The sequence below is a fragment of the Streptomyces sp. NPDC031418 genome (assembly GCF_055581605.1).
Window position 1 is genome coordinate 1 of record NZ_JBVIJC010000037.1, and the last position, 21653, is coordinate 21653.

Below are 21653 nucleotides of genomic sequence, written 5' to 3' on the forward strand. Positions count from 1 at the left end.
TGCCCCGTGCCGGGTCGGGCCGCGCGCCGAGGGGCGGCCGTGCCCCGTGCCGGGTCGGGCCGCGCGCCGAGGGGCGGCCGTGCCCCGTGCCGGGTCGGGCCGCGCGCCGAGGGGCGGCCGTGCCCCGTGCCGGGTTAGGCCGCGCGCCGAGGGGCGGCCGTGCCCCGTACCGGGTTAGGCCGCGCGCCGAGGGGCGGCCGTGCCCCGTACCGGCTCAGGCCACACGCCGAGGGGCGGCCGTGCCCCGTACCGGCTCAGGCCGCGCGCGGCTCCCACGGTGCGTCGGACAGGGCCGGTCGCGGGTGGGAGCGGGTCAGGTGGTCGAGGGCGCGCTCGCACTCCGTGGTGTCCTCGCCCGTGACCACCCAGTGCGCGGGCCGGCCGGCGGGCGGGGCGGGGCGGGCGAACTGGACGGCGGCGGCCCGCTGGCGGGTCGGCGACACGTCCGGGAGGCCGCCGGTGGCCAGCGTCGCCGCGGCGCCCGCGAGGTCGACCCCGGTGGCCTCCTCCACCAGCAGCGGTACCAGGTCCCCCGGCAGACAGGGAGTGACCCCGGTGACCCGCGGACCGCGGGAGGTCAGCCGCAGGCCGACATGGGCGACGGTGTGGGCCAGCCGGAGGGCGCGGGCGGCGCGTTCGACGGTCTGGCGGAGGAACCGGTTGTGCAGCAGCGGGTCATGGGCGTGCACCGAGTGCCGCAGCGCGCCCTCGGCGGGCGGCGGCGCCGGGGTCGTACGGACGAGTGCGGTGATGCGGACCTCGTCGTCGAGGACCACGGCCACGGCGGACACCAGCGGCCCTTCTGCGTCCTCCGCGTCCTCCACGGCTGCCGGTACCACCCGGTGCCGGGCGAGCAGGGTCCGTACCGCCGAGGGATCGGCGCAGGTCGCGGCCGTCGTGTACGGCAGGCCCGGCAGTCCGAGCCAGGCGGCGATCCGCGCGGTGCTGCGGACGTACCGCCCGGACCAGGTCAGGACGCCGCCGACCCGGTGCCGGGCCGTGTACCGCAGGACCGCCTCGGCCGTCTCCGCCTCCCGGCCCGGATCGGCGGCGACATGGCCGGCCAGGTACGGCCGCGCCCAGGCGGGCGGCGCGGGCGCGACCAGCACCACCGGGCGGCCGGCGGCGATCCGGGCCAGCGGGAACTCGCCGTACGCGGCCCGGCCGGCCCCGAGCAGAAGGACGGGCTGCGTCATCGACGCCTCACCTTCATGCAGAGAGAGGTTCACCAAACGTGTGCACGACGGCCAGGCGTAAGGGAGTCCATGGCAGTCGCGTGGAGAAGGGGGTCAGGCTTCTCGTGCGAGGCGAACAGGGCGCCCCGGATGCCGCTCCCCCATAGGCGGCACCCGGGACGGGTCTGTCGGATCTTGCTCTCTGTGCCGTGATCCTCACCCATCGCACCCCGGACTGTCAACGATTGCTGCCTAATTCCGCAGGGGCTCTTGTCACATCTGGCCGGGGAACCGACGACCCGGTAACCTCGTCGGGCCAGTCACCGAGCACGACACCACGACAGGCCCAGGGGGGATTCCGGTGAGTGACGCCTATGCCGAGCTGGCCGAAGCCCTGCACCGGCTCGGCGAGTTGACCGGACGGCCGCCGGGGCGGCTGCCGGAGGTCCTCGACGTGGCCGACCTGTCCCATCGCACCGGCATTCCCGTCGCCACCGTCGTGGAGCTCCTCTCCGGCGGCCGGGCACCGGAGACGGGGCTGGCCGAGCGGGTGCGCCAGCGGCTGGACTTCATACGCGAGACCCGGCGCCGGCCGGACGGCAAGCGGTACTCACTGGACGAGCTGGCCCGGATCGCCGGGACCAGCCGGCAGTGGCTGAGCGAGTGGCGCAAGAGCGGCATGCCGAGCCTGGAGCACACCGACCGGCTGCGCCGCTTCTTCGGCCTGCCCGCCGGCTACTTCACCGCCGACGAACCCGAGGCGCTGCACGAGGCGTTGCAGCCGGTGGTGCAGAGCCTGGAGGCCGAGGCGGACCCGCTGCTGCGGCTGCGCGAGAGCGGACTGGTCCGGCTCGCCGCGCGGGCCCCGCAGATGAACGCCCGCCAGCTCGCCACCCTCGCCGATCTGGCCGAGATGATCATCTCCTCCGAGCGGGCCCCCGAGCGCGCCGCCACGGGAGCGACGGCGGGAGCGACCGCGGGAGCGACCGCCGCGGGCGCGCCGGCCGGGCGCGCGACCGCCCCGCGGGCGACCGCCGCGGGGGCGTCGGCCGGCCGGGCGGGGGACGCCGGGAGTGCCTGAACCGACGTCCTGGAGAGCCCCTTTGGCCCGACACCTCGGCAAGCCCAAGCCCGACAGGTCCCCCAAGCGCTTCCTCGACCGGCTGGTGCGCGACACCGCCCGCACGCTCACCCCGCCCACCACCGCCAAGGCGTTCCTGCACGCGCTGTGCGCCACGCTCAGCCCGCAGCTGGACCGCCCGGTCGGGCTGAAGTTCGTCGCCTTCCCGTCCGACCTGGACGTGTCCGGGGTCACCCTCGCCACCGAGGAGCGGTACATCGTGGTCGTCGAGGACCGCGCCCCGGACCCGCACAAGTTCGTCATCGCCGGGCACGAGATCGGCCACATCCACTACGGCACCCTCGATGTCCACTACCCGGACGGGCTGCCCGCCGCCGCGCGCCGGCTGCTGTCCCGGGCCGAGGAGGACATCCCCTGGGACGAGGTCGTCGCCATGGCCACCCGGGCGCCCGCGGGCCGGTCCGCCGCGGCCGAGTGGGAGGCCGAGGAGTGCGGGCTGCGGCTCGCGGCGAAGTTCTCCAAGGTGGTCGGGCCGGGCGCGGCGGCGGGCCGGCTGACCCAGGACACCCTCACCGACCGGCTGTCCTCCTCGCTCGGCAACATCGGCGGGCCGTGATGGACTGGGACATCGCCGGCACCTTCGCCGCGTACGCCGTGCCGTCCGCGCTGTTCGCCGTGGCCTTCGTGATCAAGCTGCCGCTGCTGCGCCGGGCCTGGCAGGACCCGATCCTGCGGGCCACCGCGGTGCTGCTCGGCATCGGCGCGATCGTGTTCGCCTCGCTGCCGCCCGCCAATCTGCACCGCATCAACCGGATCAGCGGCGTCCCCAACTTCGCCGGGCTGTGGGTGTACTCGCTGCTGACCGCCTACTGCGGCGCCTGTCTGTGGCTCATCATCACCTGGCGCGAACCGCCGTCCGCCGTACGGCGCCGGCGCACCCGCCTGGTCTGGATCGCGTACGGCGCCATCGTCGCCGGACTGTGGACGACGTTCCTGCTCGGCGACCACCATGTGGAGCGGCTCCGCGACCTCGACACCTACTACGCCAACACGCCGTGGATGCGCGAGTTCGGGGTGCTGTACCTCGTGGCGCACCTGGTGTCCGCGCTGGTCGCCGCGGGGATGCTGTGGGCCTGGTTCCAGGAGGTCGAGGACACCTGGCTGCGCCGGGGCGTGATATTCCTCCAGACCGCCTACGCCCTCGGGCTCATCTTCGACGCCTCCAAGCTCGCCGCGATCGGGGCCCGCTGGAGCGGCCGGGACTGGGACTGGCTGTCCACGTATGTCGCCCCGCCGTTCGCCATCGCCGAGGCGGGCCTGGTCGGGGTGGGCTTCATCGCGGGCCAGGCGGGTCCGGTGGTCGAGGAGCGGAGACGGCTGGTGCGCACGCACCGGCGCCTGAAGCCGCTCTGGCAGACCATGCTGACCGTCGCGGCACCGGCCGCCCCCGCCACCGGCCGGGTCAGCGGCGCCGCCCTCCGCCTGGAACTGCGCCGGGCCACCATCAACGACGGCCTGCTCAAGCTCGCCCCGCACCTCAGCTGCGCCCGCCGCGAACGGGTGCGCCGGGCGGCGACGGAGGTGGGCTATCCGGTCCGCACCGCGCGGGGCATCGCCGGCGCGGTGGACGTCCTGACCGCGGTGGAGATCCTGGCCGCGCCGCTCGACCGGGCCCCCGCCCCGGTTCCCGACAGCCTCGCCGAAGCACCCACGGATGCCGCCGACATCCCGGACAGCGAACTGGAGTGCATCGCCCAGGCGCTGCGGCTGCACGGCCCGGCGATCGACAGGTTCCGCCGCCAGGCGGCAGCCGCCGAAGGCCTCCCCTCACCCGCGTGACACGGCTGTCTGCTCAGCCGGCCTTCGGCGTGGGGCCGCCGAAGGGGAGGTGGAGTGCCCGGTGTGCCAGCAGCCACTCTCCGTCGACGCGGCGGAAGGTGTCCTCGTAGTGGCCGATCTGCACGGGCGGCCCCGCGGGGATCATCTCGCCGTGGTAGCCGTCGACGCGGTAGGTGGCGAAGTACGAGACCGCGGTGGCGGTGTCCGGGCCGGTCAGGGTGACGAGGACATTGGACATGAAGCGGCGCGAGAGCCGGTCGGCGGGCCGGGAGCCGAAGTAGGCGCGCAGCGCCGCCCGGCCCTCGCTGCGCCGGCCGTCCCCCGGCGCGGGCCACTCCCACACACCGTCCTCGGTGAACAGCTCGGCCACGGTGGCCGGTTCGCCGAGGTCGAGGCGGTGGACGAAGTCCAGGATGACGCGCTCGCAGGCGTGCCGGGCGAGGAGCTGCTCGATCGTGTCCATGGCGGCTGTATAGCAGCGCCGGCCCTGCGTGGGCGACCGGATCACACGGCCGTGTACGCCACCGGTCCGCTGCCCGCACCCGGATCACACGGCCACGTACGCCACCGGCCCGCTGCCCGCACCCGGCTCACACGGCCGTGTACGCCACCGGCGCGCTCCCCGCGACCGGCTCCGCCCGCCCCTGCTTCACCAGCCGCCGCACATGGGCCTCGGCCTCCGACACCGCGATGTTCCGGGAGGAGTACGGGATCTCGGCCCAGGGCCGGTTCCACTCCATGCGCTCGGCCAGCTGCCAGGGCGTGAGCGGCTCGGCGAGCAGGGCGAGCAGACCGGCCAGCCGCTCCTCGTGGTGGCGCAGCAGCTCCCGTACCCGCCCGGCCGCGTCGGTGAAGGCGTGCTGGTGCGCGGGGAGCACCTCGGCGGGGGCGAGGCGGCCGACGCGCTCCAGGGAGTCGAGGTAGTCGCCGAGGGGATCGGTCAAGGTCGCGTCGTCGGGATCCTCGTACAGGCCGATGTGCGGGCTGATCCCCGGGAGCACATGGTCACCGCTGAACAGCCGCCCGTACCCGGCCAGTCCTGCCGGGTGCTCCTCCTCCAGGTGCAGACAGACATGGCCGGGGGTGTGCCCCGGGGTCCAGATCGCGCGCAGCCGGCGGCCGGGCAGATCGAGCAGCTCGCCGGGGACGATCTCCCGGTCCGGCAGGGCGGGGGCGAGAGCGGGCAGCGCGCCCCGACGCGGCCGGTGCAGCGGAGCCACATGCTCCGCGGGCGCCCCGGCGGCGGTCAGCTTGGCGGCCATGTACGCGAACCAGCGCTCGGGCCGGGTCTCCCGCGTCCGCCGCACGATCGCCGCGTCCGCCGCGTGCAGCGCCAGCCACGCACCGGAGACCTCGCGCACCCGCGCCGACAGCCCGTGGTGGTCCGGGTGGTGATGCGTGATGACGACCCCGTACACCTCCCGCACCGACGTACCACAGCCCTCCAGCCCCGCCGTGAGCGTGTCCCAGGAGCCGGGATCGTCCCACCCGGTGTCGACCAGCACCGGCCCCCGGTCGGTGTCCACCACGTACACCAGTGTGTACCCAAGGGGATTGTCCGGAATAGGCACCCGAACCGACCACACACCCCCGCCGTGCTCGAACACCTTCCCCATCAGCTCCTCCACCCCGCCCACCCCACGGCCATGGCCCACTATAACTAGAACGGGTTTCAGCGGATGCCCAACTAGGCTGATCCGACGCGGCGTTGAGCTGACCTGTGCTGATGTCTCCGCTGTCCGCCGCCGCTTGCCGACGTCGACCACCCCCGGACGGTCCAGGGACGGCCCAGCCCTGAGGGCGGAGCCCTTGGCGCCGTAGGCTGAGCGCATGATTCGCGCTGTGATCTTCGACGTGGGCGAGTGCCTCGTAGACGAGACCACCGAGTACGGCACCTGGGCCGACTGGCTCGGCGTCCCCCGCCACACCTTCGCGGCGATGTTCGGCGCCGTCATCGCCCAGGGCCGCGACTACCGCGAGGTGTTTCAGGCCTTCCGGCCGGGCTTCGACCTGTACGAGGAGCGGGAGAAGCGGGCCGCTGCCGGGAAGCCCGAGCACTTCGGTGAAGAGGATCTCTACCCCGACGTCCGCGACGCGCTCGCCGCGCTCCGTGCGGACGGGCTGTGGCTCGGCATCGCCGGGAACCAGACCGTGCGCGCCGGCCGGATCCTCCGGGAGTTGTTCACCCCGGACGTCGACCTGATCGGTACCAGTGACGACTGGGGCGCCAGCAAGCCGGACCGCGCGTTCTTCGACCGGGTCGCCGAGGTGGTGCCGGCCGAGGTGGACGAGATGCTGTATGTCGGTGACCGCGTCGACAACGACATCAGGCCGGCCGCCGCTGCGGGCATGCACACCGCGCTGGTGCACCGCGGGCCGTGGGCGACGATTCAGTGGCGGAGCGAAGAGGCGGAGAGGCTCCCGACCTTCCGGGTCGAGAGCCTCCTGGAACTGTCGCCGCTGATCAAGCAGTTCAACGAGCAAGGGCACTGACGGTCGTCGACCATCCGTACAGGCGATCGTCGAGGTCGCGGACGCACCGCTCGTGCTGGTGCGGCGCCAGGGCGCGCCGCACCTCCCGCACGCGGTCCATGCCCGTCGCGTACCAGGTTCGCTCCAGCTGATCCAGTGCCCGGACCGCGTACCCGCACGCGGCTTCCGGGTCGCCTGCGGCTGCTTCGACTGCGGCGAGATCGCCGAGGACGACCGTGCTCTGCTTCTCGTCGGCCGGGCCGAGCGCGTCCAGGACTTCGAGGAGCGTGGTCCGGGCCTGCGGGAGATGACCGGCGCGGAGCTGGGTGTTCCCCTTGAACGCGGCCAGGCGGACGGGACTGAACCAGTCGAACCACTCGGGCGACGCATGCTCGCCGGCATGCACGCGCTCCGGCACTTCTACGCCTCGGTGCTCCTCGACTCCGGGGAGAGCATCAAGGCCCTCAGCGCCTACCTCAGCCACGCCGACGCCCGCTTCACGCTCCGTACCTACACCCACCTCATGCCGAGCAGCGAGACGCGTACGAGGGAACGCCGTCGACGCGATGTACTGCACGGCCCGCGAGGATCCGGCGGCCCCCTGAGGGCCCACGGCTTCCGCACCCGCCCCTGATCTCCGGGAAACCCCTGGTCAGGCGCATTCTCGTCCTCTCCGTGGACTACTGGAACTAGAACTGATATCAGTTCTGAAACAGCGTCAGAAACCTGCGGTGCGGCGGGAGGCGGTCGGGTATGGCCGAGGTCGTGGAACACGGACAGCTGTTCATCGGCGGGGAGTTGACCGATCCCCTGGGGCAGGGCGTCATCGAGGTGATCTCCCCGCACACCGAGGAGGTCATCGGTCGCGTCCCGCACGCCTCCCGGGCCGATGTCGACCGGGCCGTGGCGGTCGCGCGCCGGGCCTTCGACGCCGGGCCGTGGCCGCGCGCCGGCCTGGAGGAGCGGATCGAGGTCGTCAGCCGTATCAAGGACGGCATCGCCGCCCGGCACGAGGAGATCGCCCGGGTGATCTCCGCCGAGAACGGCTCCCCGTACTCCTGGAGCGTCCTCGCCCAGGCGCTCGGCGCGATGATGGTGTGGGACGCGGCGATCGGGGTCGCGCGCGCGTACCCGTACGAGGAGCGGCGCGCCGGGGTCCTCGGCCCGATCCTGGTCCGGCGCGAACCGGTCGGGGTGGTCGCCGCGGTCGTCCCCTGGAACGTGCCCCAGTTCGTCGCCGCCGCCAAGCTCGCGCCCGCGCTGCTGGCCGGCTGCACGGCCGTACTCAAGCCGTCCCCGGAGTCCCCGCTGGACGCGTATCTGCTGGCGGACATCGCCCGGGACGCCGGTCTCCCCGAAGGCGTCCTCTCCGTGCTGCCCGCCGACCGCGAGGTCAGCGAGTACCTGGTCGGCCACCCCGGCGTCGACAAGGTCTCCTTCACCGGCTCGGTCCCGGCCGGCCGGCGGGTGATGGAGGTCGCCGCCCGCAACCTCACCCGGGTCACCCTGGAGCTGGGCGGCAAGTCCGCGGCGATCGTGCTCCCGGACGCCGACCTGGAGACGGCCGTGTCCGGCATCGTCCCGGCGGCCTGGATGAACAACGGCCAGGCGTGCGTGGCGCAGACCCGGATCCTGGTCCCGCGCGCCCGCTACGCCGAGTTCGCCGACGCCTTCGCCCAGGCCGCGAGCGCGCTCCGGGTCGGCGACCCGCTCGACCCGGCCACCCAGGTCGGCCCGCTGGTCGCCCGGCGCCAGCAGCAGCGGAGCCTCGACTACATCCGCATCGGCCAGGAGGAGGGCGCCAAGATACTCACCGGCGGCGGCCGCCCGGCGGGCCTGGAGAAGGGCTGGTACGTCGAGCCGACCCTCTTCGGCGACGTCGACAACACCATGCGGATCGCCCGCGAGGAGATCTTCGGCCCGGTGATCTGCCTGCTGCCGTACGGCGACGAGACCGAGGCCGTACGGATCGCCGACGACTCCGAGTACGGCCTGTCCGGCAGCGTCTGGACCGCGGACGTCGAGCGCGGCATCGAGGTGGCGCGGCAGGTCCGCACCGGCACCTACTCCGTCAACACCTTCAGCCTGGACATGCTCGGCCCGTTCGGCGGCTACAAGAACTCCGGCCTCGGGCGGGAGTTCGGGCCCGAGGGCTACGGCGCCTACCTCGAGCACAAGATGATCCACCTCCCGGCGGGGGCCTGACGATGGGCGACCGCTGGCACATCGAGGTCGACCGGTCGGTGTGCATCGGCTCCGCCCAGTGCCTGCACCACGCCCCCGACGCCTTCCGCCTGGACTCCGCCCGCCAGTCCCACCCGGTGGCCCCGGACGCCGACGCGAGCGAACCGGTCCTGGCGGCGGCCGAGCAATGCCCGGTGGAGGCCATCCTGATCACCCTGCTGGGCAGCGGGGAAGCGGTCTTCCCGCCCGAGGAGTAGCCCCGGTGCCATGGAGCCCCCCGACGGGAAATAGTCGTAATTGGGGGGTTCCATCCGACGGAGTCGGGATTATCCTGGAAGCAGCCTACGAGGCGAGTGAGGGAGCCCGACCGAGGTAGCCGACTCAGGCGAGACGCACACGCATCCGCCCGGGCCGACAGCGACGGTAGGGCTGAGAGGCCGGAGGGCAGCAGTCGGGCCCGACGGCGACCCCCATCACCTGATCCGGACCATGCCGGCGAAGGGAACCGTCTCGTAGGTCTTTCGCTGCCCCGGATCAGTCCGAGGTCAGGTCGATCAGCCGGCACACCGTTTCGATGTCTATCTTCACCTGGGCGATCGACGCACGCCCGGAGAGCCACGTGATCAGGGCCGAGTGCCAGGTGTGCTCGATGACGCGGACGGCGGAGAGCTGCTCCGGGGTGGGGTGGTCCAGCCCCATCGCGTCGAGGATGATCGCCGTCGTCTGCCGGGAGACCTGGTCCACCTCGGGCGACACGCTGCGGTCGGCGAAGGTCAGGGCGCGGACCATCGCGTCGGCCAGCTGCGGCTCGCGCTGGAGGGCGCGGAAGGCGCGCATCAGGGTCTCCGCGACCCGCTCGGCGGCGGTGTCGCCGGCCGGGGGCTTCTTGCGCAGGGTGCCGTGCATGCGCTCCAGCTGGTCCTGCATGGTGGCGACCAGCAGATGCACCTTGGACGGGAAGTAGCGGTACAGGGTGCCGAGGGCCACCTGCGAGGACTCGGCGACCTCGCGCATCTGGACGGCGTCGAAGCCGCCCCGGCTGGCCAGCTGGGCGCTCGCGTGCAGGATCCTGCGGCGGCGGGCTTCCTGCCGCTCGGTCAGGGCCGGCGCCGCCGGCCGCGTGGTACTGGCTTCCGCAGGCATGGGTCCCGTTCCGTGACAGTCGGTGAGGAGCATCTCCAGGGCTCGTGATCACCCTGCACGACAGGGCGGCGCGCCGTGGCGCGAATCACCTGATCCACTGCTCACAGCACCCCTACCTGCCGGTAGATTCAGAGCCTCCTGAACGATCAAGTCTGTAACTTGTTCTAGATTAGCGTCCCGTCGTAGTCTCGCGGGACAGTGCAGGCAGAAGGGGGCACGGAGTGACCGCTGAGGCCCGGACGGCAGGCGCCGAAGAAGGCCCCGCTGCCGACGGCGGGCGACCGCTCGACATCGCTCTCCTCACCTATAAAGGGAACCCGTTCTGCGGCGGCCAAGGGGTGTACGTACGTCACCTCTCGCGGGAGCTGGCCCGGCTCGGGCACCGGGTCGAGGTCATCGGATCGCAGCCGTACCCCGTCCTCGACGAGGGATACCCCGGCCTCACCCTCACCGAGCTGCCGAGCCTCGACCTCTACCGCCAGCCCGACCCCTTCCGCACCCCCGGGCGGGGCGAGTACCGGGACTGGATCGACGCCCTCGAAGTGGCGACGATGTGGACCGGCGGCTTTCCCGAGCCGCTGACCTTCTCGCTGCGGGCCCGCCGCCATCTGCGCGCCCGGCGCGGCGAGTTCGACGTCGTCCACGACAACCAGACCCTCGGCTACGGCCTCCTCGGTGACATCGGCGCCCCGCTGGTCACCACCATCCACCACCCCATCACCGTCGACCGGCAGCTCGAACTGGACGCGGCCGACAGCCGGCAGCGCCGCTACGCGGTGCGCCGCTGGTACGCCTTCACCCGGATGCAGAAGCGTGTCGCCCGCCGGCTGCCCTCGGTGCTCACCGTCTCCGGCACCTCCAAGCAGGAGATCGTGGACCACCTCGGCGTCCGCGACGACCGGCTGCACGTCGTCCACATCGGCGCCGACACCGATCTGTTCGCGCCGGATCCGTCCGTGGCCGAGGTGCCGGGCCGGATCGTCACCACCTCCAGCGCGGACGTGCCCCTCAAGGGCCTGGTGTTCCTGGTGGAGGCGCTGGCCAAGGTGCGCACCGAGCACCCGGCCGCCCATCTCGTCGTCGTCGGCAAGCGGCCCACCAAGGGGCCGGTCGCGGCGGCCATCGAGCGGTACGGCCTCGACGGCGCCGTCGACTTCGTCAAGGGCATCTCCGACGCCGAACTGGTCGACCTGATCCGCTCGGCCGAGATCGCCTGTGTGCCCTCGCTGTACGAGGGGTTCTCGCTGCCCGCCGCCGAGGCCATGGCCACCGGCACCCCGCTGCTCGCCACCACCGGCGGCGCGATCCCCGAGGTCGCCGGCCGCGACGGCGAGACCTGTCTGGCCGTACCGCCCGGGGACGCGGGGGCGCTGGCCGCCGGGCTCGGCCGGCTGCTCGGGGACCCGGAGCTGCGGGCCCGGCTCGGCTCGGCGGGCCGGGACAGGGTGCTGCGGCACTTCACCTGGGCGCGCGCCGCGGAGGGCACCGTCGCCCACTACCGCGAGGCCATCGCCCGCTCCGCGGGCACCCCCCGCACCCCGGGCCCCGGCCGCTCGGCGGCCCAGACCCCCGGCCGCTTCGCGGACCCGGTAACCGTTGCAGGCGTCTCCTCCGAAAGCAGGGCCACGTGCTGACCGTCGACTTCTCCCGGTTCCCGCTCGCCCCGGGCGACCGAGTCCTGGACCTCGGCTGCGGGGCCGGCCGGCACGCCTTCGAGTGCTACCGGCGCGGCGCCCAGGTGGTGGCCCTCGACCAGAACGCCGAGGAGATCCGCGAGGTCGCCAAGTGGTTCGCGGCGATGAAGGAGGCCGGGGAGGCGCCGGCCGGGGCCACCGCCACCGCGATGGAGGGCGACGCCCTCGCCCTGCCCTTCCCGGACGAGTCCTTCGACGTCGTCATCATCTCCGAGGTGATGGAGCACATCCCCGACGACAAGGGCGTCCTCGCGGAGATGGTCCGGGTCCTCCGGCCGGGCGGCCGCATCGCGATCACCGTGCCGCGCTACGGCCCCGAGAAGGTCTGCTGGGCGCTGTCCGACGCCTACCACGAGGTCGAGGGCGGCCACATCCGCATCTACAAGGCGGACGAACTGCTCGCCAAGGTCCGCGAGGCGGGCCTGAAGCCGTACGGCACCCACCACGCGCACGCCCTGCACTCGCCGTACTGGTGGCTGAAGTGCGCCTTCGGCGTCGACAACGACAAGGCGCTGCCGGTGAAGGCGTACCACAAGCTGCTGGTCTGGGACATCATGAAGAAGCCGCTCGCCACCCGGGTCGCCGAGCAGGCGCTCAACCCGCTGATCGGCAAGAGCTTCGTCGTCTACGCGACCAAGCCGCACCTGCCCCGGCTCTCCGACGAGGCGGCCGCCCGGTGACCACTCCCCGGACAGAACACCTCGTCCTGCCCGGGGTCCTCACCGCCGAGCAGGCCGCCGCGACCGTGCGCGGCATCCTCGCGGTGCAGCGGGAGGACGGCGCGATCCCCTGGTTCCGCGGCCACCACCTCGACCCGTGGGACCACACCGAGGCCGCCATGGCCCTGGACGCGGCCGGCGAGCACGAGGCCGCCGAGCGGGCCTACCTCTGGCTGGCCCGGCACCAGAACGAGGACGGCTCCTGGTACGCGGCCTACGCCGACGGCGCCCACGACGACGTCACCGACCGCGCCCGCGAGTCGAACTTCGTCGCCTACATAGCCGTAGGCGTCTGGCACCACTACCTCTCCACCGGCGACGACACGTTCCTGGACCGCATGTGGCCCTGTGTCTACGCGGCCGTGGAGTGGGTGCTGCGGCTCCAGCAGCCCGGCGGGCAGATCGGCTGGCGCCGCGACGACGACGGTACAGCGGCCACGGACGCCCTGCTGACCGGCAGTTCCTCGATCCACCACGCGCTGCGCTGCGCGCTGGCCATCGCCGAGCAGCGCGAGGAGCCGCAGCCGGACTGGGAGCTGGCGGCCGGGGCGCTGCGGCACGCCATCCGCCGGCACCCGGAGCGGTTCCTCGACAAGGACCGCTACTCGATGGACTGGTACTACCCGGTCCTCGGCGGCGCCCTCACCGGAGCCGAGGCCAAGGCCCGCATCGAGGAGTCCTGGGACCGCTTCGTCGTCCCCGGCCTCGGGGTGCGCTGCGTGGTCCCCAACCCCTGGGTGACCGGCGGCGAGTCCAGCGAACTCGCCCTGGCCCTGTGGGCGATGGGCGAGTCGGACCGCGCGCTGGAGATCCTCCAGTCCATCCAGCATCTGCGCGACCCGGAGACCGGCCTGTACTGGACGGGCTACGTCTTCGAGGACGACGCGATCTGGCCGCGCGAACTCACCTCGTGGACGGCGGGGTCGCTGCTGCTCGCGGTGGCGGCGCTGGGCGGGCACGACGCGACGTGCGCGGTCTTCGGCGCCGAACACCTCCCGAGCGGCCTGGACCCCGACTGCTGCGGCTAGCCGACAGCGAGCCGGGGCCCGGTGTCAGTGCCGGTGCAGGCGGTGGGCGATGGCGTGGCCGACGAACAGATAGACCACGGCGGCCAGGCCATAGCCTGCGACGACCCGGGCCCACGCCTCGTTGAACGTGAAGAGGTCGTGGGACCAGCCCGCCAGCCACCTGGCTGTGTCATGGACGAACTGGACCAGGCTGTTGGCCCGGTTCGCCTCCAGCAGATACATCAGGATCCACAGGCCGAGGATCACGGCCATGACGTCGGCGACGATCGCGACGACCGTCCCGGCCTGATTCGCAGGGTTGCGATATCGAGGGGACATACCTTCCGGATTGCCGGGCGACGGGCGGTGAAACCCGGACGGCGGACGCCAAGTGGCGCGTGCGGCCGCCCCGGGGGAGGCTGCCCGAGGAAGCAGACCACTCGGGGAGGACGTGTCCGGAGGACCCCGTGCCCGTACCGATGTCCGTGCCGATGCGGCGCCTTGTCGTGGCGCTCACCCTGTGCTGTGCCATGCTGGCCGGTGCCACCGCCTGCGGAACCGGCCAGACCCGTACGAAGGACAGCGTGGCGGTGCAGGCCATGCCCGCCGCCGACAGCCCGAGCCCCAGCACCTCCGCCGAACGGCAGAAGTTCGCCAAGACCCGCTTCGTGGCGAACGCGGGCCTCGCCGCCGGCGCCACCTACCAGTGGATCGTGAAGCCCTGGAAGGCCGGCAAGTTCAAGAAGGGCGCGCACGGCCGCAAGCTGGCCCTGGTGAAGGCCGGGCTGGCGGGCGCGTTCACCTACAACCGGCTCAAGGCGGCCGTCCGCAACGCCCAGGGCGATCCGGCGCTGTCCAAGGCGCTCGCCCCGCTCAGCGCGAGCATCGCGGCCCTGAAGAGCCTGCCGGCCAAGCTGCGCAGCGGTGACTCGAACGCGGCCAACTCCTTCGACGACGTCATCGCCAAGGTGAAGGAGGCGGGCGCCAGCGCCGGCGCCACGGTCAAGGACCAGGTCCCCTCGGCCTCCCAGCTCTCCAAGGGCTAGCCGCCGCTCAGGAGTTCAGCTCCGCGAGCACCCGGAGCGTGTGCGGGTCCGGGGACAGGGCCAGCAGGTCCGTCACCGGTCCCGCCCGCCAGGCCGCCAGCCGCTCGGCGATGCGTTCGCGCGGGCCGACCAGGGAGATCTCGTCGGCGAAGGCGTCCGGCACGGCCAGCACCGCCTCCTGCCGCCGCCCGGCGAGGAACAGTTCCCGGATCCGCCGCGCCGCCTCCTCGTACCCCATACGGGCCATCAGATCGGCGTGGAAGTTCCGGGCCGCGTGCCCCATGCCGCCGATGTAGAAGCCCAGCATGGCCTTGACGGCCAGCAGCCCCTCCGCCACGTCGTCGCAGACCTTCACCCGCGCCATCGGCGCCACCATGAACCCCTGGGGCAGCTCCCGCACCGCCTCGCCGTACACCTCGGGCCGGCTCGGCGCCCAGTACAGCGGCAGCCAGCCGTCGGCGATCCGCACGGTCTGGGCGACGTTCTTCGGGCCCTCGGCGCCCAGCAGCACCGGCAGGTCCCGGCGCAGCGGATGCGTGATGGACTTCAGGGGCCTGCCGAGTCCGGTGCCGTCCGGTCCCCGGTAGGGCAGCGGATGGAACCGTCCGGCCGCCTCCACGGGCGCCTCCCGCCGCAGCACCTGCCGTACGACCTCCACGTACTCCCGGGTCGCGGCGAGCGGCGACGCCGGGAACGGACGGCCGTACCAGCCCTCCACCACCTGCGGCCCGGACAGTCCGAGCCCGAGCAGCACCCGCCCGCCGGAGAGGTGGTCCAGGGTGAGGGCGTGCATCGCGGTGGCGGCCGGTGAGCGGGCGGCCATCTGGGCAACCGCCGTACCCAGCCCGATCGTCGAGGTGTGCGCGGCGATCCAGGTCAGCGGGGTGAAGGCGTCCGAGCCCCAGGACTCCGCCGTCCACACCGAGGCGTACCCGAGCCGCTCCGCCTCCCGCGCGAGCGCCACGTGCCGGGGATCGGGACCGCGCCCCCAGTATCCGAGTGCCAGACCCAGCCGCATACCGGATCCTCCTGACGGTCCGTCAATTCCCTGCCGGTCGCGTGACTGTACGGCAACGGCCCCCCGCCCGGAAGGGCGAGGGGCCGTGTGCGACGGTTCCGGCGGGTCAGCCGCGCTGGATGCCGGAGGTGTCCTGGAGGACGCCACGGCGGCCGTCCTGGGTCTGCGCGACCAGCGCGGCACCGCGCTGCTCGACCGCCAGGTACCAGGTGCCGGGCGCCAGTTCGGCGATCGGGGTCGGCGCACCGTCCTCACCGAACAGCGGACGGGCCACCGGCACCGCGAACCAGAACGGCGAGAAGTCCCCGGCCGGCTGCGCCTCCGGAGCCGGGGCCGCGGCCCCCTGCGGGGCCGCCGGCTGCTGCTGGCCGAACGGCTGGCCCGGCTGCGGCTGGGCGCCGTACGGCGTCTGCGCGGCGGCCGGGGCACCCGGGTAGCCGTAACCACCGGACGGCTGACCGCCGTAGGGCAGCGGGGCGGCCGGCTTGTTGGCCGGGAGCAGCGCGGCCTGGAGCGCCGGGACCAGCGGGGTGGCGACGGCGGCCGCGGCCATGACCAGCGTGGCGACCAGGGCGAGGATCAGCCCCGTGCCCGCGTCCGGACCGTCGCTGCTGGAGCCGCCGAAGTTGTTGCCGCCGCCGGCCGGGTCGATGACATTGCCGAGCGCCGAGAGCGCGGCGGCCACGGTGAACGCGACGCCGGCCTGGCCGAGGTCGAGCCCGGCCACCTTGCGGGGCTGCGGCAGCCCGCGGTTCACGACGACGAGCGCGGCGCCGATGATCCCCGTGAGCACCACGCCGAGGAAGACCGGTCCGCTCGCCCAGAGGTTCGGCATGTCGAGGCTGTCTGCGCCGTCGACGTTGTACGAGTAGTTGTCGAGGAACGACGCGATGAACAGCACCAACGCTGCCACGATCACCGCGCCGTCGCCCCTGGTGAGGGAGCGGATATTCACTTCAGGTCCTTCGTCGGTCGTCTCGTCGTCGGTAGACACTACCTGCCGCGGGATTCGGCCGTACGGCCGAATCCACCCGGCGGTCACGACCGACGCAGGAAACTCACGATTCCCTCAGAGATCCCTCGCGCCGCACGCTGCCGCCACGTCCCGCTGGTCAGGAGTGCCGCGTCCTTGCTATCGCGCATGTTGCCGCACTCGATGAACACCTTGGGAACTGTTGACAGATTGAGACCGCCCAGGTCCGTACGTGTGACGAGACCGGTACCTTTTCCGAGGTAGTTGGAGGGCGGCTCCCCGGTGTCGCGCAGGAAGCGGCCCACGATCCGGGTGCCCAGGTCGCGCGAGGGGCCGACGATCGGGCGGGTGTCGGCGGCACCGGAGTGCACCGGCCCGGGCAGGATGACATGGAAGCCCCGGTCGCCCTCCGTGGCGCCGTCGGCATGGATGGAGACGGCCGCGTCGGCGTGCGCGGTGTTCCCGATCCGGGCCCGCTGGTCCACGCACGGCCCCCACGCCGGGCTGTTCCCGTCATGGGTGAACTTCACGGTGGCGCCCTGCTTCTCCAGCAGGGTGCGCACCCGGTGTGCCACGTCGAGGGTGAACTCGGCCTCCGTGTAACCGGCGTTCGTGGACGTCCCGGTGGTGTCGCACTCCTTGCGGTTCGTGCCGATGTCCACCGGGCGGTTGATCTCCGTCGTGTGCCGGAAGTTGCCCGGGTTGTGGCCCGGGTCGATGACGATGACCTTCCCGGCGAGCGGGGTGGCGGACGACTTCCCGTCGTCGGGGGAGGGTCGTCCAGGAGACGGTGCGGACGAGGCCGCCGAGGGGTTCGTGTGCGAGGCGCCGGCCTGCGCACGGTCCGGGCCGTCCGCGCCGCCGCCGCCCACCGCCGCGTACACCGCCCAGCCGGCCAGCGCCCCGGGCACCAGCGCGGCCAGCGCCACGGTCAGCGGGCCACGCCGGAGCCGGCGTACCTGCGGGGGTTCGAATTCCGGTCCTGCGTACGACACGTCTGCGACTCTAACCGGCCGTTCCGATCCCGGCGCCGGTTCGCCGCAGGACACGCAGCGAACCGGTGGCGGAGACCTCCGTGAACGCCCCGGACTCCAGCGCCCGCAGATACACCCGGTACGGCGCCTGGCCGGTGAACTCGTCCTCGGGGTGCGGGAACACGTCGTGGATGACGAGCAGTCCGCCCTCGGCGAGGTGCGGCGCCCAGCCCTCGTAGTCGGCGGTGGCGTGCTCGTCGGTGTGGCCGCCGTCCACGAACACGAGACCGAGCGGGGAGTTCCAGAAGGCGGCGATCTGCGGGGAGCGCCCGACGAGGGCGACCACGTGCTCCTCCAGCCCGGCCCGGAACAGCGTCCGCCGGAAGGTCGGCAGCGTGTCCATGAGCCCTACCTCCGGATCGACGGTCTCCGGGTCGTGGTAGTCCCAGCCGGGCTGCTGCTCCTCGCTGCCCCGGTGGTGGTCGACGGTCAGCGCCGTCACCCCGGCCGCCCGGGCGGCGTCGGCGAGCAGGATGGTGGACCGCCCGCAGTAGGTACCGACCTCCAGCAACGGCAACCCGAGCGCACCGGCCTCGACGGCGGCCTCGTACAACGCCAGCCCCTCGTCCACGGGCATGAAACCCTTGGCCGCTTCGAACGCGGCCAGAACTTCGGGCTTGGGGGCGCTGCCGGGCATGGGAAGCCTTCCGGTCGTACGACTGTTCCGGCCGCCCATGCTGCCGCACCCCCGGTCACTCAGGTGACCGGGGGTGCGGCAACGCCCCAAAGGGGCGCGGGGCCGTATCGATATGCGGCTCCGCCGCGCGGGCGCGACAAGCCACGACGGCGCGTCACCCGCAAGACGAACAGAACCCCCCGAGCTCCACGCGCAGAGCGCTACGCGCTCACCACCTCCACCGGCAACGCCAGATCCAGCTCCACAGTCCGCTCCTCACCGGAATGCGTCGCGGCAGAAGCCAGCGGCCCATGGCCGGAGGCCTTCGCGGCCAGCACATACGCTCCCCGCTCCGGCACGGCCAGCACATACCCGCCGTCCTCGTCGGAGACGGTCGCCCCGGCCTGCCGTCCCCGGCGGTCGATCAGCGTGACCTTGGCCCGGGCGACCGGTACCCCGTCGGCGCCCAGGACCCGCCCGCGGAAGCCGCGCAGCACCTCCTCGGCGCGCTCCAGCACGGCGTCCTCCTCGCTGCTGGCCCGCAGCTGCGGGTGCTCCTGCGGGGCCGGGCGGCCGGCCTTCGGCAGGAACAGCGCCAGCACCAGACCCGCGGCGACGGCGGCCGTGGCGATCAGGAAGGAGACCCGGAAGCCGTGCATGGTCGGGATCTCGATGCCGCCGACGTCGTTCGCCGTGTTGGCCAGGACCATGCCGATGACGGCGCTCGACACCGAGGTGCCGATGGACCGCATCAGGGTGTTCAGGCCGTTCGCGGCGCCCGTCTCGGAGGCCGGGACGGCGCCGACGATCAGCGCGGGCAGGGAGGAGTAGGCCAGACCGATGCCCGCGCCGAGGACCACGGACGTGACGATCGTCTGCCAGGCCGCGTCCATCAGGCCGAGGCCGCCGCCGTAGCCGAGGGCGATGATCAGCAGGCCGATGATGAGGGTGACCTTGGGGCCGAAGCGGGCGGAGAGGCGGGCGTAGACCGGGGCGGTGAACATCATGGTCAGGCCCAGCGGCGCCACGCACAGACCGGCGACGACCATGGACTGGCCGAGGCCGTAGCCGGTCGCCTTCGGCAGCTGGAGCAGCTGGGGCAGGACCAGCGAGACGACGTAGAACGCGACACCGACCATGATCGAGGCCAGGTTGGTGAAGAGCACCGCCGGGCGGGCGGTGGTGCGCAGGTCGACCAGGGGAGCCGCGGCGCGCAGCTCGAACAGGCCCCACAGGAGGAGCACGACGACGGACGCGGCGAACAGGCCCAGCGTGGTGCCGGAGGACCAGCCCCAGTCGCTGCCCTTGGTGATCGGCAGCAGGAGCAGCACCAGACCGGTGGACAGGCCTATCGCGCCGGCCAGGTCGAAGGTGCCCTCGGCCCGCATCGGGGACTCGGGGACGACGAGGAGCGTCAGCGCGATGGACAGCACGCCGAGGCCGGCGGCGCCGTAGAACAGGGCGTGCCAGTCGGCGTGCTGCGCGACCAGGGCGGCGGCGGGCAGTGCGAGGCCGCCGCCGACGCCGATGGAGGAGCTCATCAGGGCCATGGCCGAGCCGAGCTTCTCGCGCGGCAGCATGTCCCGCATCAGGCCGATGCCGAGCGGGATCGCGCCCATGGCGAAGCCCTGGAGGGTGCGACCGACGATCATGGTGAGCAGCTGGCTGGTGAGCGCGCTGACCAGGGCGCCGACCACCATCACGGCGAGGCTGAGGATCAGCATGCGCCGCTTGCCGTAGAGGTCGCCGAGCCGGCCCATGATCGGGGTGGCCACGGCGCCGGACAGGAGGGTCGAGGTGAGGACCCAGGTGGCGTTGCTGGGGGCGGTGTCCAGCAGCTGCGGCAGGTCCTTGATGACCGGCACGAGCAGGGTCTGCATCACCGCGACCACGATGCCCGCGAAGGCGAGCACCGGGACCACGGCCCCGCTCACCGCCCGGGTGGGCTGGTCGGTCGTCGTCTGCGTCATTGAGTGAGGCCTCCCGTGTACATAAGTGCTGGGTAAACCTCGTATGCGCAGGCAACTATTCCGTTGCTTCGAGCTCCTAATGAATTCTTGACCGTTCCATGGGTTTCTGAGATGGCGTCAAGGGCCGGCGGGGGTCCCAGGGCTCCCCGCGTAGGCCCAGCGGCCTAGGGCCCGGTGGTCCGAAATGCCGATGCAAGGACCGTCATGGGGTTGAGAACATGACACCCATGCTGGAAGCCACCGAGACCCCGCCCGTCATATCCCGTCGGACGAAGCCGCCCACCTGGCTGGTGGTGGCGCTGGCCTGCGCCGGCCAGTTCCTGGTCGTCCTGGACGTGTCGGTGGTGAACGTCGCCCTTCCGTCGATGCGCACCGACCTCGGGCTCAGCGCCTCCGGGCTCCAGTGGGTGGTGAACGCCTACGCCATCGCCTTCGCCGGGTTCATGCTGCTCGGCGGCCGGGCCGGCGACCTGTACGGCCGCAAGCGGATGTTCCTCGTCGGGCTCGGCCTGTTCACGCTGGCCTCGCTGGGCGGCGGCCTGGCCCAGGAGGGCTGGCAGCTGCTGCTGGCGCGGGCCGTGCAGGGGCTCGGCGCGGCGGTGCTCGCCCCCTCCACCCTGACCCTGCTCACCTCCGCCGTGCCCGAGGGGCCGGCCCGGGCCCGCGCGATCGCGACCTGGACCGCGGTGGGCGCGGGCGGCGGCGCCGCGGGCGGACTGGTCGGCGGGCTGCTCGTGGACGCGCTGTCCTGGCGCTGGGTGCTGCTGATCAACGTGCCGGTGGGCGCGGTGGTGCTGGCCGGCTCGGTGCTGTGGCTCACCGAGAGCCGCATCGGGGACGGACGGCGCCTGGACCTGCCGGGCGCGCTGCTGGTGACGGCGGGCCTCGGCACCCTGGCCTACGGCATCTCGCAGACCGAGGCCGAGGGCTGGGCGGCGCCGGCCACGCTGCTGCCGCTGCTCGCCGGTCTGCTGCTGATCGGCGGCTTCCTGCTGGTCGAGGCGCGTACGGCGGCCCCGCTGATGCCGCTCGGGCTGCTCCGGCTGCGCTCGGTGGCCTCGGCGAACGCGGCGATGTTCGTCTCCGGCTCGGCCATGTTCTGCATGTGGTACTTCATGACCCTGTACGCGCAGAACGTGCTCCACTACTCGCCGCTGGAGGCCGGTGTCGCCCTGGTGCCCAGCTCGCTGTCCGTGGTCGTCGGCTCCAAGCTGGCGCCGCGGCTGATGCGGACGGCGGGCGCCCGGTCGGTGGCGGTGCTGGGCACGCTGGTGGCCGCGGCCGGCTTCGGCTGGCAGTCGATGATGAGCGCGCACGGGCAGTACGTCACCGCGATCATGATCCCGGGCGTCCTGATGATGCTCGGCGCGGGCCTGGCCGCGACCCCGCTCGCCTCGCTGGCCACCTCCGGGGCGGCTCCGGGCGAGGCCGGGGTGGTCTCCGGCCTGATCAACACCTCCCGGACGATGGGCGGCTCGCTGGGGCTCGCGGTGATGTCCACGGTCGCCGCCTCCGGCACGGACGGCGGCACCGGCCCCGCGGCCCTGACCGACGGCTACGCCCTGGCCTTCCGGGCGAGCACGGTGGTCCTGCTGTGCGGCGCGGTGCTGGTACGGCTGTGGCTGCCGCGGAAGTGAGCGCGCCGGCGCCGGGGCGCTGAAGCGGGAGCTGCGGAGGGCCCG

21 protein-coding genes and 2 pseudogenes are annotated in these 21653 nt (G+C 73.0%); 12 read left to right on the plus strand and 11 right to left on the minus strand.

The window, feature by feature from the left end:
- Nucleotides 1-254: 254 nt before the first annotated feature.
- Nucleotides 255-1196, minus strand: a complete 942-nt coding sequence (locus tag ACZ5CZ_RS36870; protein WP_385845209.1) for an ATP-grasp domain-containing protein — start codon at nucleotides 1194-1196, stop codon at nucleotides 255-257.
- 340 nt (nucleotides 1197-1536) lie between these two features.
- Here ACZ5CZ_RS36870 and ACZ5CZ_RS36875 point away from each other — a divergent pair, with 340 nt between their 5' ends.
- From ACZ5CZ_RS36875 to ACZ5CZ_RS36885, 3 genes are read left to right on the plus strand one after another with little or no spacing between them, the layout of a single operon-like run.
- Nucleotides 1537-2256, plus strand: a complete 720-nt coding sequence (locus tag ACZ5CZ_RS36875; protein ID WP_385845208.1) for a helix-turn-helix domain-containing protein — start codon at nucleotides 1537-1539, stop codon at nucleotides 2254-2256.
- Between the two features lie 22 nt (nucleotides 2257-2278).
- Nucleotides 2279-2872 (plus strand): hypothetical protein, encoded by a 594-nt coding sequence (locus ACZ5CZ_RS36880; RefSeq protein WP_385845207.1) that lies wholly within the window; start codon nucleotides 2279-2281, stop codon nucleotides 2870-2872.
- On the plus strand, nucleotides 2872-4095 hold the full coding sequence (locus ACZ5CZ_RS36885; protein ID WP_385845291.1) for an MAB_1171c family putative transporter: 1224 nt from the start codon (nucleotides 2872-2874) through the stop codon (nucleotides 4093-4095). The genes ACZ5CZ_RS36880 and ACZ5CZ_RS36885 overlap by 1 nt, the downstream gene beginning before the upstream one ends.
- 13 nt (nucleotides 4096-4108) lie before the next feature.
- On the opposite strand, the gene ACZ5CZ_RS36890 is transcribed toward ACZ5CZ_RS36885, so the two are convergent.
- A complete protein-coding gene (locus tag ACZ5CZ_RS36890; RefSeq protein ID WP_468949127.1) occupies nucleotides 4109-4558 on the minus strand; it encodes a nuclear transport factor 2 family protein in 450 nt (149 codons plus the stop codon).
- Between the two features lie 127 nt (nucleotides 4559-4685).
- Nucleotides 4686-5711 carry an MBL fold metallo-hydrolase gene (locus ACZ5CZ_RS36895; RefSeq protein ID WP_468949223.1) on the minus strand — a complete coding sequence of 342 codons (1026 nt, stop codon included), beginning with the start codon at nucleotides 5709-5711 and terminating at the stop codon, nucleotides 4686-4688.
- Between the two features lie 214 nt (nucleotides 5712-5925).
- Between ACZ5CZ_RS36895 and ACZ5CZ_RS36900 the strand changes: the two genes are divergently transcribed.
- On the plus strand, nucleotides 5926-6588 hold the full coding sequence (locus tag ACZ5CZ_RS36900; protein WP_468949129.1) for an HAD family hydrolase: 663 nt from the start codon (nucleotides 5926-5928) through the stop codon (nucleotides 6586-6588).
- Here the strand turns inward: ACZ5CZ_RS36900 and ACZ5CZ_RS36905 are convergent.
- Nucleotides 6569-6961 (minus strand): annotated as a pseudogene (locus ACZ5CZ_RS36905) (transcriptional regulator); the annotation flags it as partial. The gene ACZ5CZ_RS36900 and the pseudogene ACZ5CZ_RS36905 overlap by 20 nt on opposite strands.
- A 3-nt stretch (nucleotides 6962-6964) precedes the next feature.
- Between ACZ5CZ_RS36905 and ACZ5CZ_RS36910 the strand changes: the two are divergent.
- The 3 genes and pseudogenes from ACZ5CZ_RS36910 to ACZ5CZ_RS36920 all read left to right on the plus strand — a co-directional run.
- Nucleotides 6965-7201: pseudogene (locus ACZ5CZ_RS36910) on the plus strand (site-specific integrase); the annotation flags it as partial.
- 119 nt (nucleotides 7202-7320) lie between these two features.
- Nucleotides 7321-8772, plus strand: coding sequence for an aldehyde dehydrogenase (locus ACZ5CZ_RS36915; RefSeq protein ID WP_468949131.1), 1452 nt, complete (start codon nucleotides 7321-7323; stop codon nucleotides 8770-8772).
- Between the two features lie 2 nt (nucleotides 8773-8774).
- Nucleotides 8775-9008: a ferredoxin gene (locus ACZ5CZ_RS36920; RefSeq protein WP_385845201.1), complete on the plus strand. Its 234-nt coding sequence runs from the start codon at nucleotides 8775-8777 to the stop codon at nucleotides 9006-9008.
- A gap of 277 nt (nucleotides 9009-9285) precedes the next feature.
- On the opposite strand, the gene ACZ5CZ_RS36925 is transcribed toward ACZ5CZ_RS36920, so the two are convergent.
- Nucleotides 9286-9894: a TetR family transcriptional regulator gene (locus ACZ5CZ_RS36925; protein WP_385845200.1), complete on the minus strand. Its 609-nt coding sequence runs from the start codon at nucleotides 9892-9894 to the stop codon at nucleotides 9286-9288.
- Between the two features lie 221 nt (nucleotides 9895-10115).
- Here ACZ5CZ_RS36925 and ACZ5CZ_RS36930 point away from each other — a divergent pair, with 221 nt between their 5' ends.
- Genes ACZ5CZ_RS36930 through ACZ5CZ_RS36940 form a run of 3 tightly spaced genes read left to right on the plus strand, consistent with a single transcriptional unit; the run spans nucleotide 10116 to nucleotide 13335 of the window.
- A complete protein-coding gene (locus ACZ5CZ_RS36930; protein WP_468949134.1) occupies nucleotides 10116-11528 on the plus strand; it encodes a glycosyltransferase family 4 protein in 1413 nt (470 codons plus the stop codon).
- Nucleotides 11522-12268: a class I SAM-dependent methyltransferase gene (locus ACZ5CZ_RS36935; RefSeq protein ID WP_385845198.1), complete on the plus strand. Its 747-nt coding sequence runs from the start codon at nucleotides 11522-11524 to the stop codon at nucleotides 12266-12268. The genes ACZ5CZ_RS36930 and ACZ5CZ_RS36935 overlap by 7 nt, the downstream gene beginning before the upstream one ends.
- Nucleotides 12265-13335: a prenyltransferase/squalene oxidase repeat-containing protein gene (locus ACZ5CZ_RS36940; RefSeq protein WP_468949136.1), complete on the plus strand. Its 1071-nt coding sequence runs from the start codon at nucleotides 12265-12267 to the stop codon at nucleotides 13333-13335. Before ACZ5CZ_RS36935 ends, ACZ5CZ_RS36940 begins: the two co-directional genes overlap by 4 nt.
- A 24-nt stretch (nucleotides 13336-13359) precedes the next feature.
- On the opposite strand, the gene ACZ5CZ_RS36945 is transcribed toward ACZ5CZ_RS36940, so the two are convergent.
- On the minus strand, nucleotides 13360-13653 hold the full coding sequence (locus ACZ5CZ_RS36945) for a hypothetical protein (RefSeq protein ID WP_385845196.1): 294 nt from the start codon (nucleotides 13651-13653) through the stop codon (nucleotides 13360-13362).
- A gap of 140 nt (nucleotides 13654-13793) precedes the next feature.
- On the opposite strand from ACZ5CZ_RS36945, the gene ACZ5CZ_RS36950 reads away from it, so the two are divergent.
- On the plus strand, nucleotides 13794-14360 hold the full coding sequence (locus ACZ5CZ_RS36950; protein ID WP_385845290.1) for a hypothetical protein: 567 nt from the start codon (nucleotides 13794-13796) through the stop codon (nucleotides 14358-14360).
- A 7-nt stretch (nucleotides 14361-14367) separates the two neighbouring features.
- Here ACZ5CZ_RS36950 and ACZ5CZ_RS36955 read toward each other — a convergent pair whose 3' ends face one another.
- From ACZ5CZ_RS36955 to ACZ5CZ_RS36975, 5 genes are all read right to left on the minus strand, one after another.
- Entirely contained in the window at nucleotides 14368-15378 is a 1011-nt protein-coding gene (locus tag ACZ5CZ_RS36955; protein WP_468949139.1) for an LLM class F420-dependent oxidoreductase, read from the minus strand.
- Between the two features lie 106 nt (nucleotides 15379-15484).
- Nucleotides 15485-16333 (minus strand): hypothetical protein, encoded by an 849-nt coding sequence (locus ACZ5CZ_RS36960; RefSeq protein ID WP_468949141.1) that lies wholly within the window; start codon nucleotides 16331-16333, stop codon nucleotides 15485-15487.
- 83 nt (nucleotides 16334-16416) lie between these two features.
- On the minus strand, nucleotides 16417-17346 hold the full coding sequence (locus ACZ5CZ_RS36965) for an N-acetylmuramoyl-L-alanine amidase (RefSeq protein WP_385845193.1): 930 nt from the start codon (nucleotides 17344-17346) through the stop codon (nucleotides 16417-16419).
- Between the two features lie 10 nt (nucleotides 17347-17356).
- A complete protein-coding gene (locus ACZ5CZ_RS36970; RefSeq protein ID WP_385845192.1) occupies nucleotides 17357-18022 on the minus strand; it encodes a class I SAM-dependent methyltransferase in 666 nt (221 codons plus the stop codon).
- Nucleotides 18023-18222: 200 nt separating this feature from the next.
- Entirely contained in the window at nucleotides 18223-19971 is a 1749-nt protein-coding gene (locus ACZ5CZ_RS36975) for an MFS transporter (RefSeq protein ID WP_468949144.1), read from the minus strand.
- Between the two features lie 227 nt (nucleotides 19972-20198).
- Here ACZ5CZ_RS36975 and ACZ5CZ_RS36980 point away from each other — a divergent pair, with 227 nt between their 5' ends.
- The gene (locus ACZ5CZ_RS36980) at nucleotides 20199-21608 is read left to right on the plus strand and encodes an MFS transporter (RefSeq protein WP_468949146.1); all 1410 of its coding nucleotides are present in this window, start codon (nucleotides 20199-20201) and stop codon (nucleotides 21606-21608) included.
- Nucleotides 21609-21653 lie beyond the last annotated feature (45 nt).

What these genes read in the sequence shown, in the direction of transcription:
- ACZ5CZ_RS36975 (WP_468949144.1), bottom strand. Translation starts at nt 19,971, where the DNA reads ATGACGCAGACGACGACCGACCAGCCCACCCGGGCGGTGAGCGGGGCC.
- ACZ5CZ_RS36970 (WP_385845192.1), bottom strand. Translation starts at nt 18,022, where the DNA reads ATGCCCGGCAGCGCCCCCAAGCCCGAAGTTCTGGCCGCGTTCGAAGCG.
- ACZ5CZ_RS36920 (WP_385845201.1), top strand. Translation starts at nt 8,775, where the DNA reads ATGGGCGACCGCTGGCACATCGAGGTCGACCGGTCGGTGTGCATCGGC.
- ACZ5CZ_RS36885 (WP_385845291.1), top strand. Translation starts at nt 2,872, where the DNA reads ATGGACTGGGACATCGCCGGCACCTTCGCCGCGTACGCCGTGCCGTCC.
- ACZ5CZ_RS36950 (WP_385845290.1), top strand. Translation starts at nt 13,794, where the DNA reads ATGTCCGTGCCGATGCGGCGCCTTGTCGTGGCGCTCACCCTGTGCTGT.
- ACZ5CZ_RS36895 (WP_468949223.1), bottom strand. Translation starts at nt 5,711, where the DNA reads ATGGGGAAGGTGTTCGAGCACGGCGGGGGTGTGTGGTCGGTTCGGGTG.
- ACZ5CZ_RS36925 (WP_385845200.1), bottom strand. Translation starts at nt 9,894, where the DNA reads ATGCCTGCGGAAGCCAGTACCACGCGGCCGGCGGCGCCGGCCCTGACC.
- ACZ5CZ_RS36945 (WP_385845196.1), bottom strand. Translation starts at nt 13,653, where the DNA reads ATGTCCCCTCGATATCGCAACCCTGCGAATCAGGCCGGGACGGTCGTC.
- ACZ5CZ_RS36890 (WP_468949127.1), bottom strand. Translation starts at nt 4,558, where the DNA reads ATGGACACGATCGAGCAGCTCCTCGCCCGGCACGCCTGCGAGCGCGTC.
- ACZ5CZ_RS36900 (WP_468949129.1), top strand. Translation starts at nt 5,926, where the DNA reads ATGATTCGCGCTGTGATCTTCGACGTGGGCGAGTGCCTCGTAGACGAG.
- ACZ5CZ_RS36980 (WP_468949146.1), top strand. Translation starts at nt 20,199, where the DNA reads ATGCTGGAAGCCACCGAGACCCCGCCCGTCATATCCCGTCGGACGAAG.
- ACZ5CZ_RS36955 (WP_468949139.1), bottom strand. Translation starts at nt 15,378, where the DNA reads ATGCGGCTGGGTCTGGCACTCGGATACTGGGGGCGCGGTCCCGATCCC.
- ACZ5CZ_RS36915 (WP_468949131.1), top strand. Translation starts at nt 7,321, where the DNA reads ATGGCCGAGGTCGTGGAACACGGACAGCTGTTCATCGGCGGGGAGTTG.
- ACZ5CZ_RS36870 (WP_385845209.1), bottom strand. Translation starts at nt 1,196, where the DNA reads ATGACGCAGCCCGTCCTTCTGCTCGGGGCCGGCCGGGCCGCGTACGGC.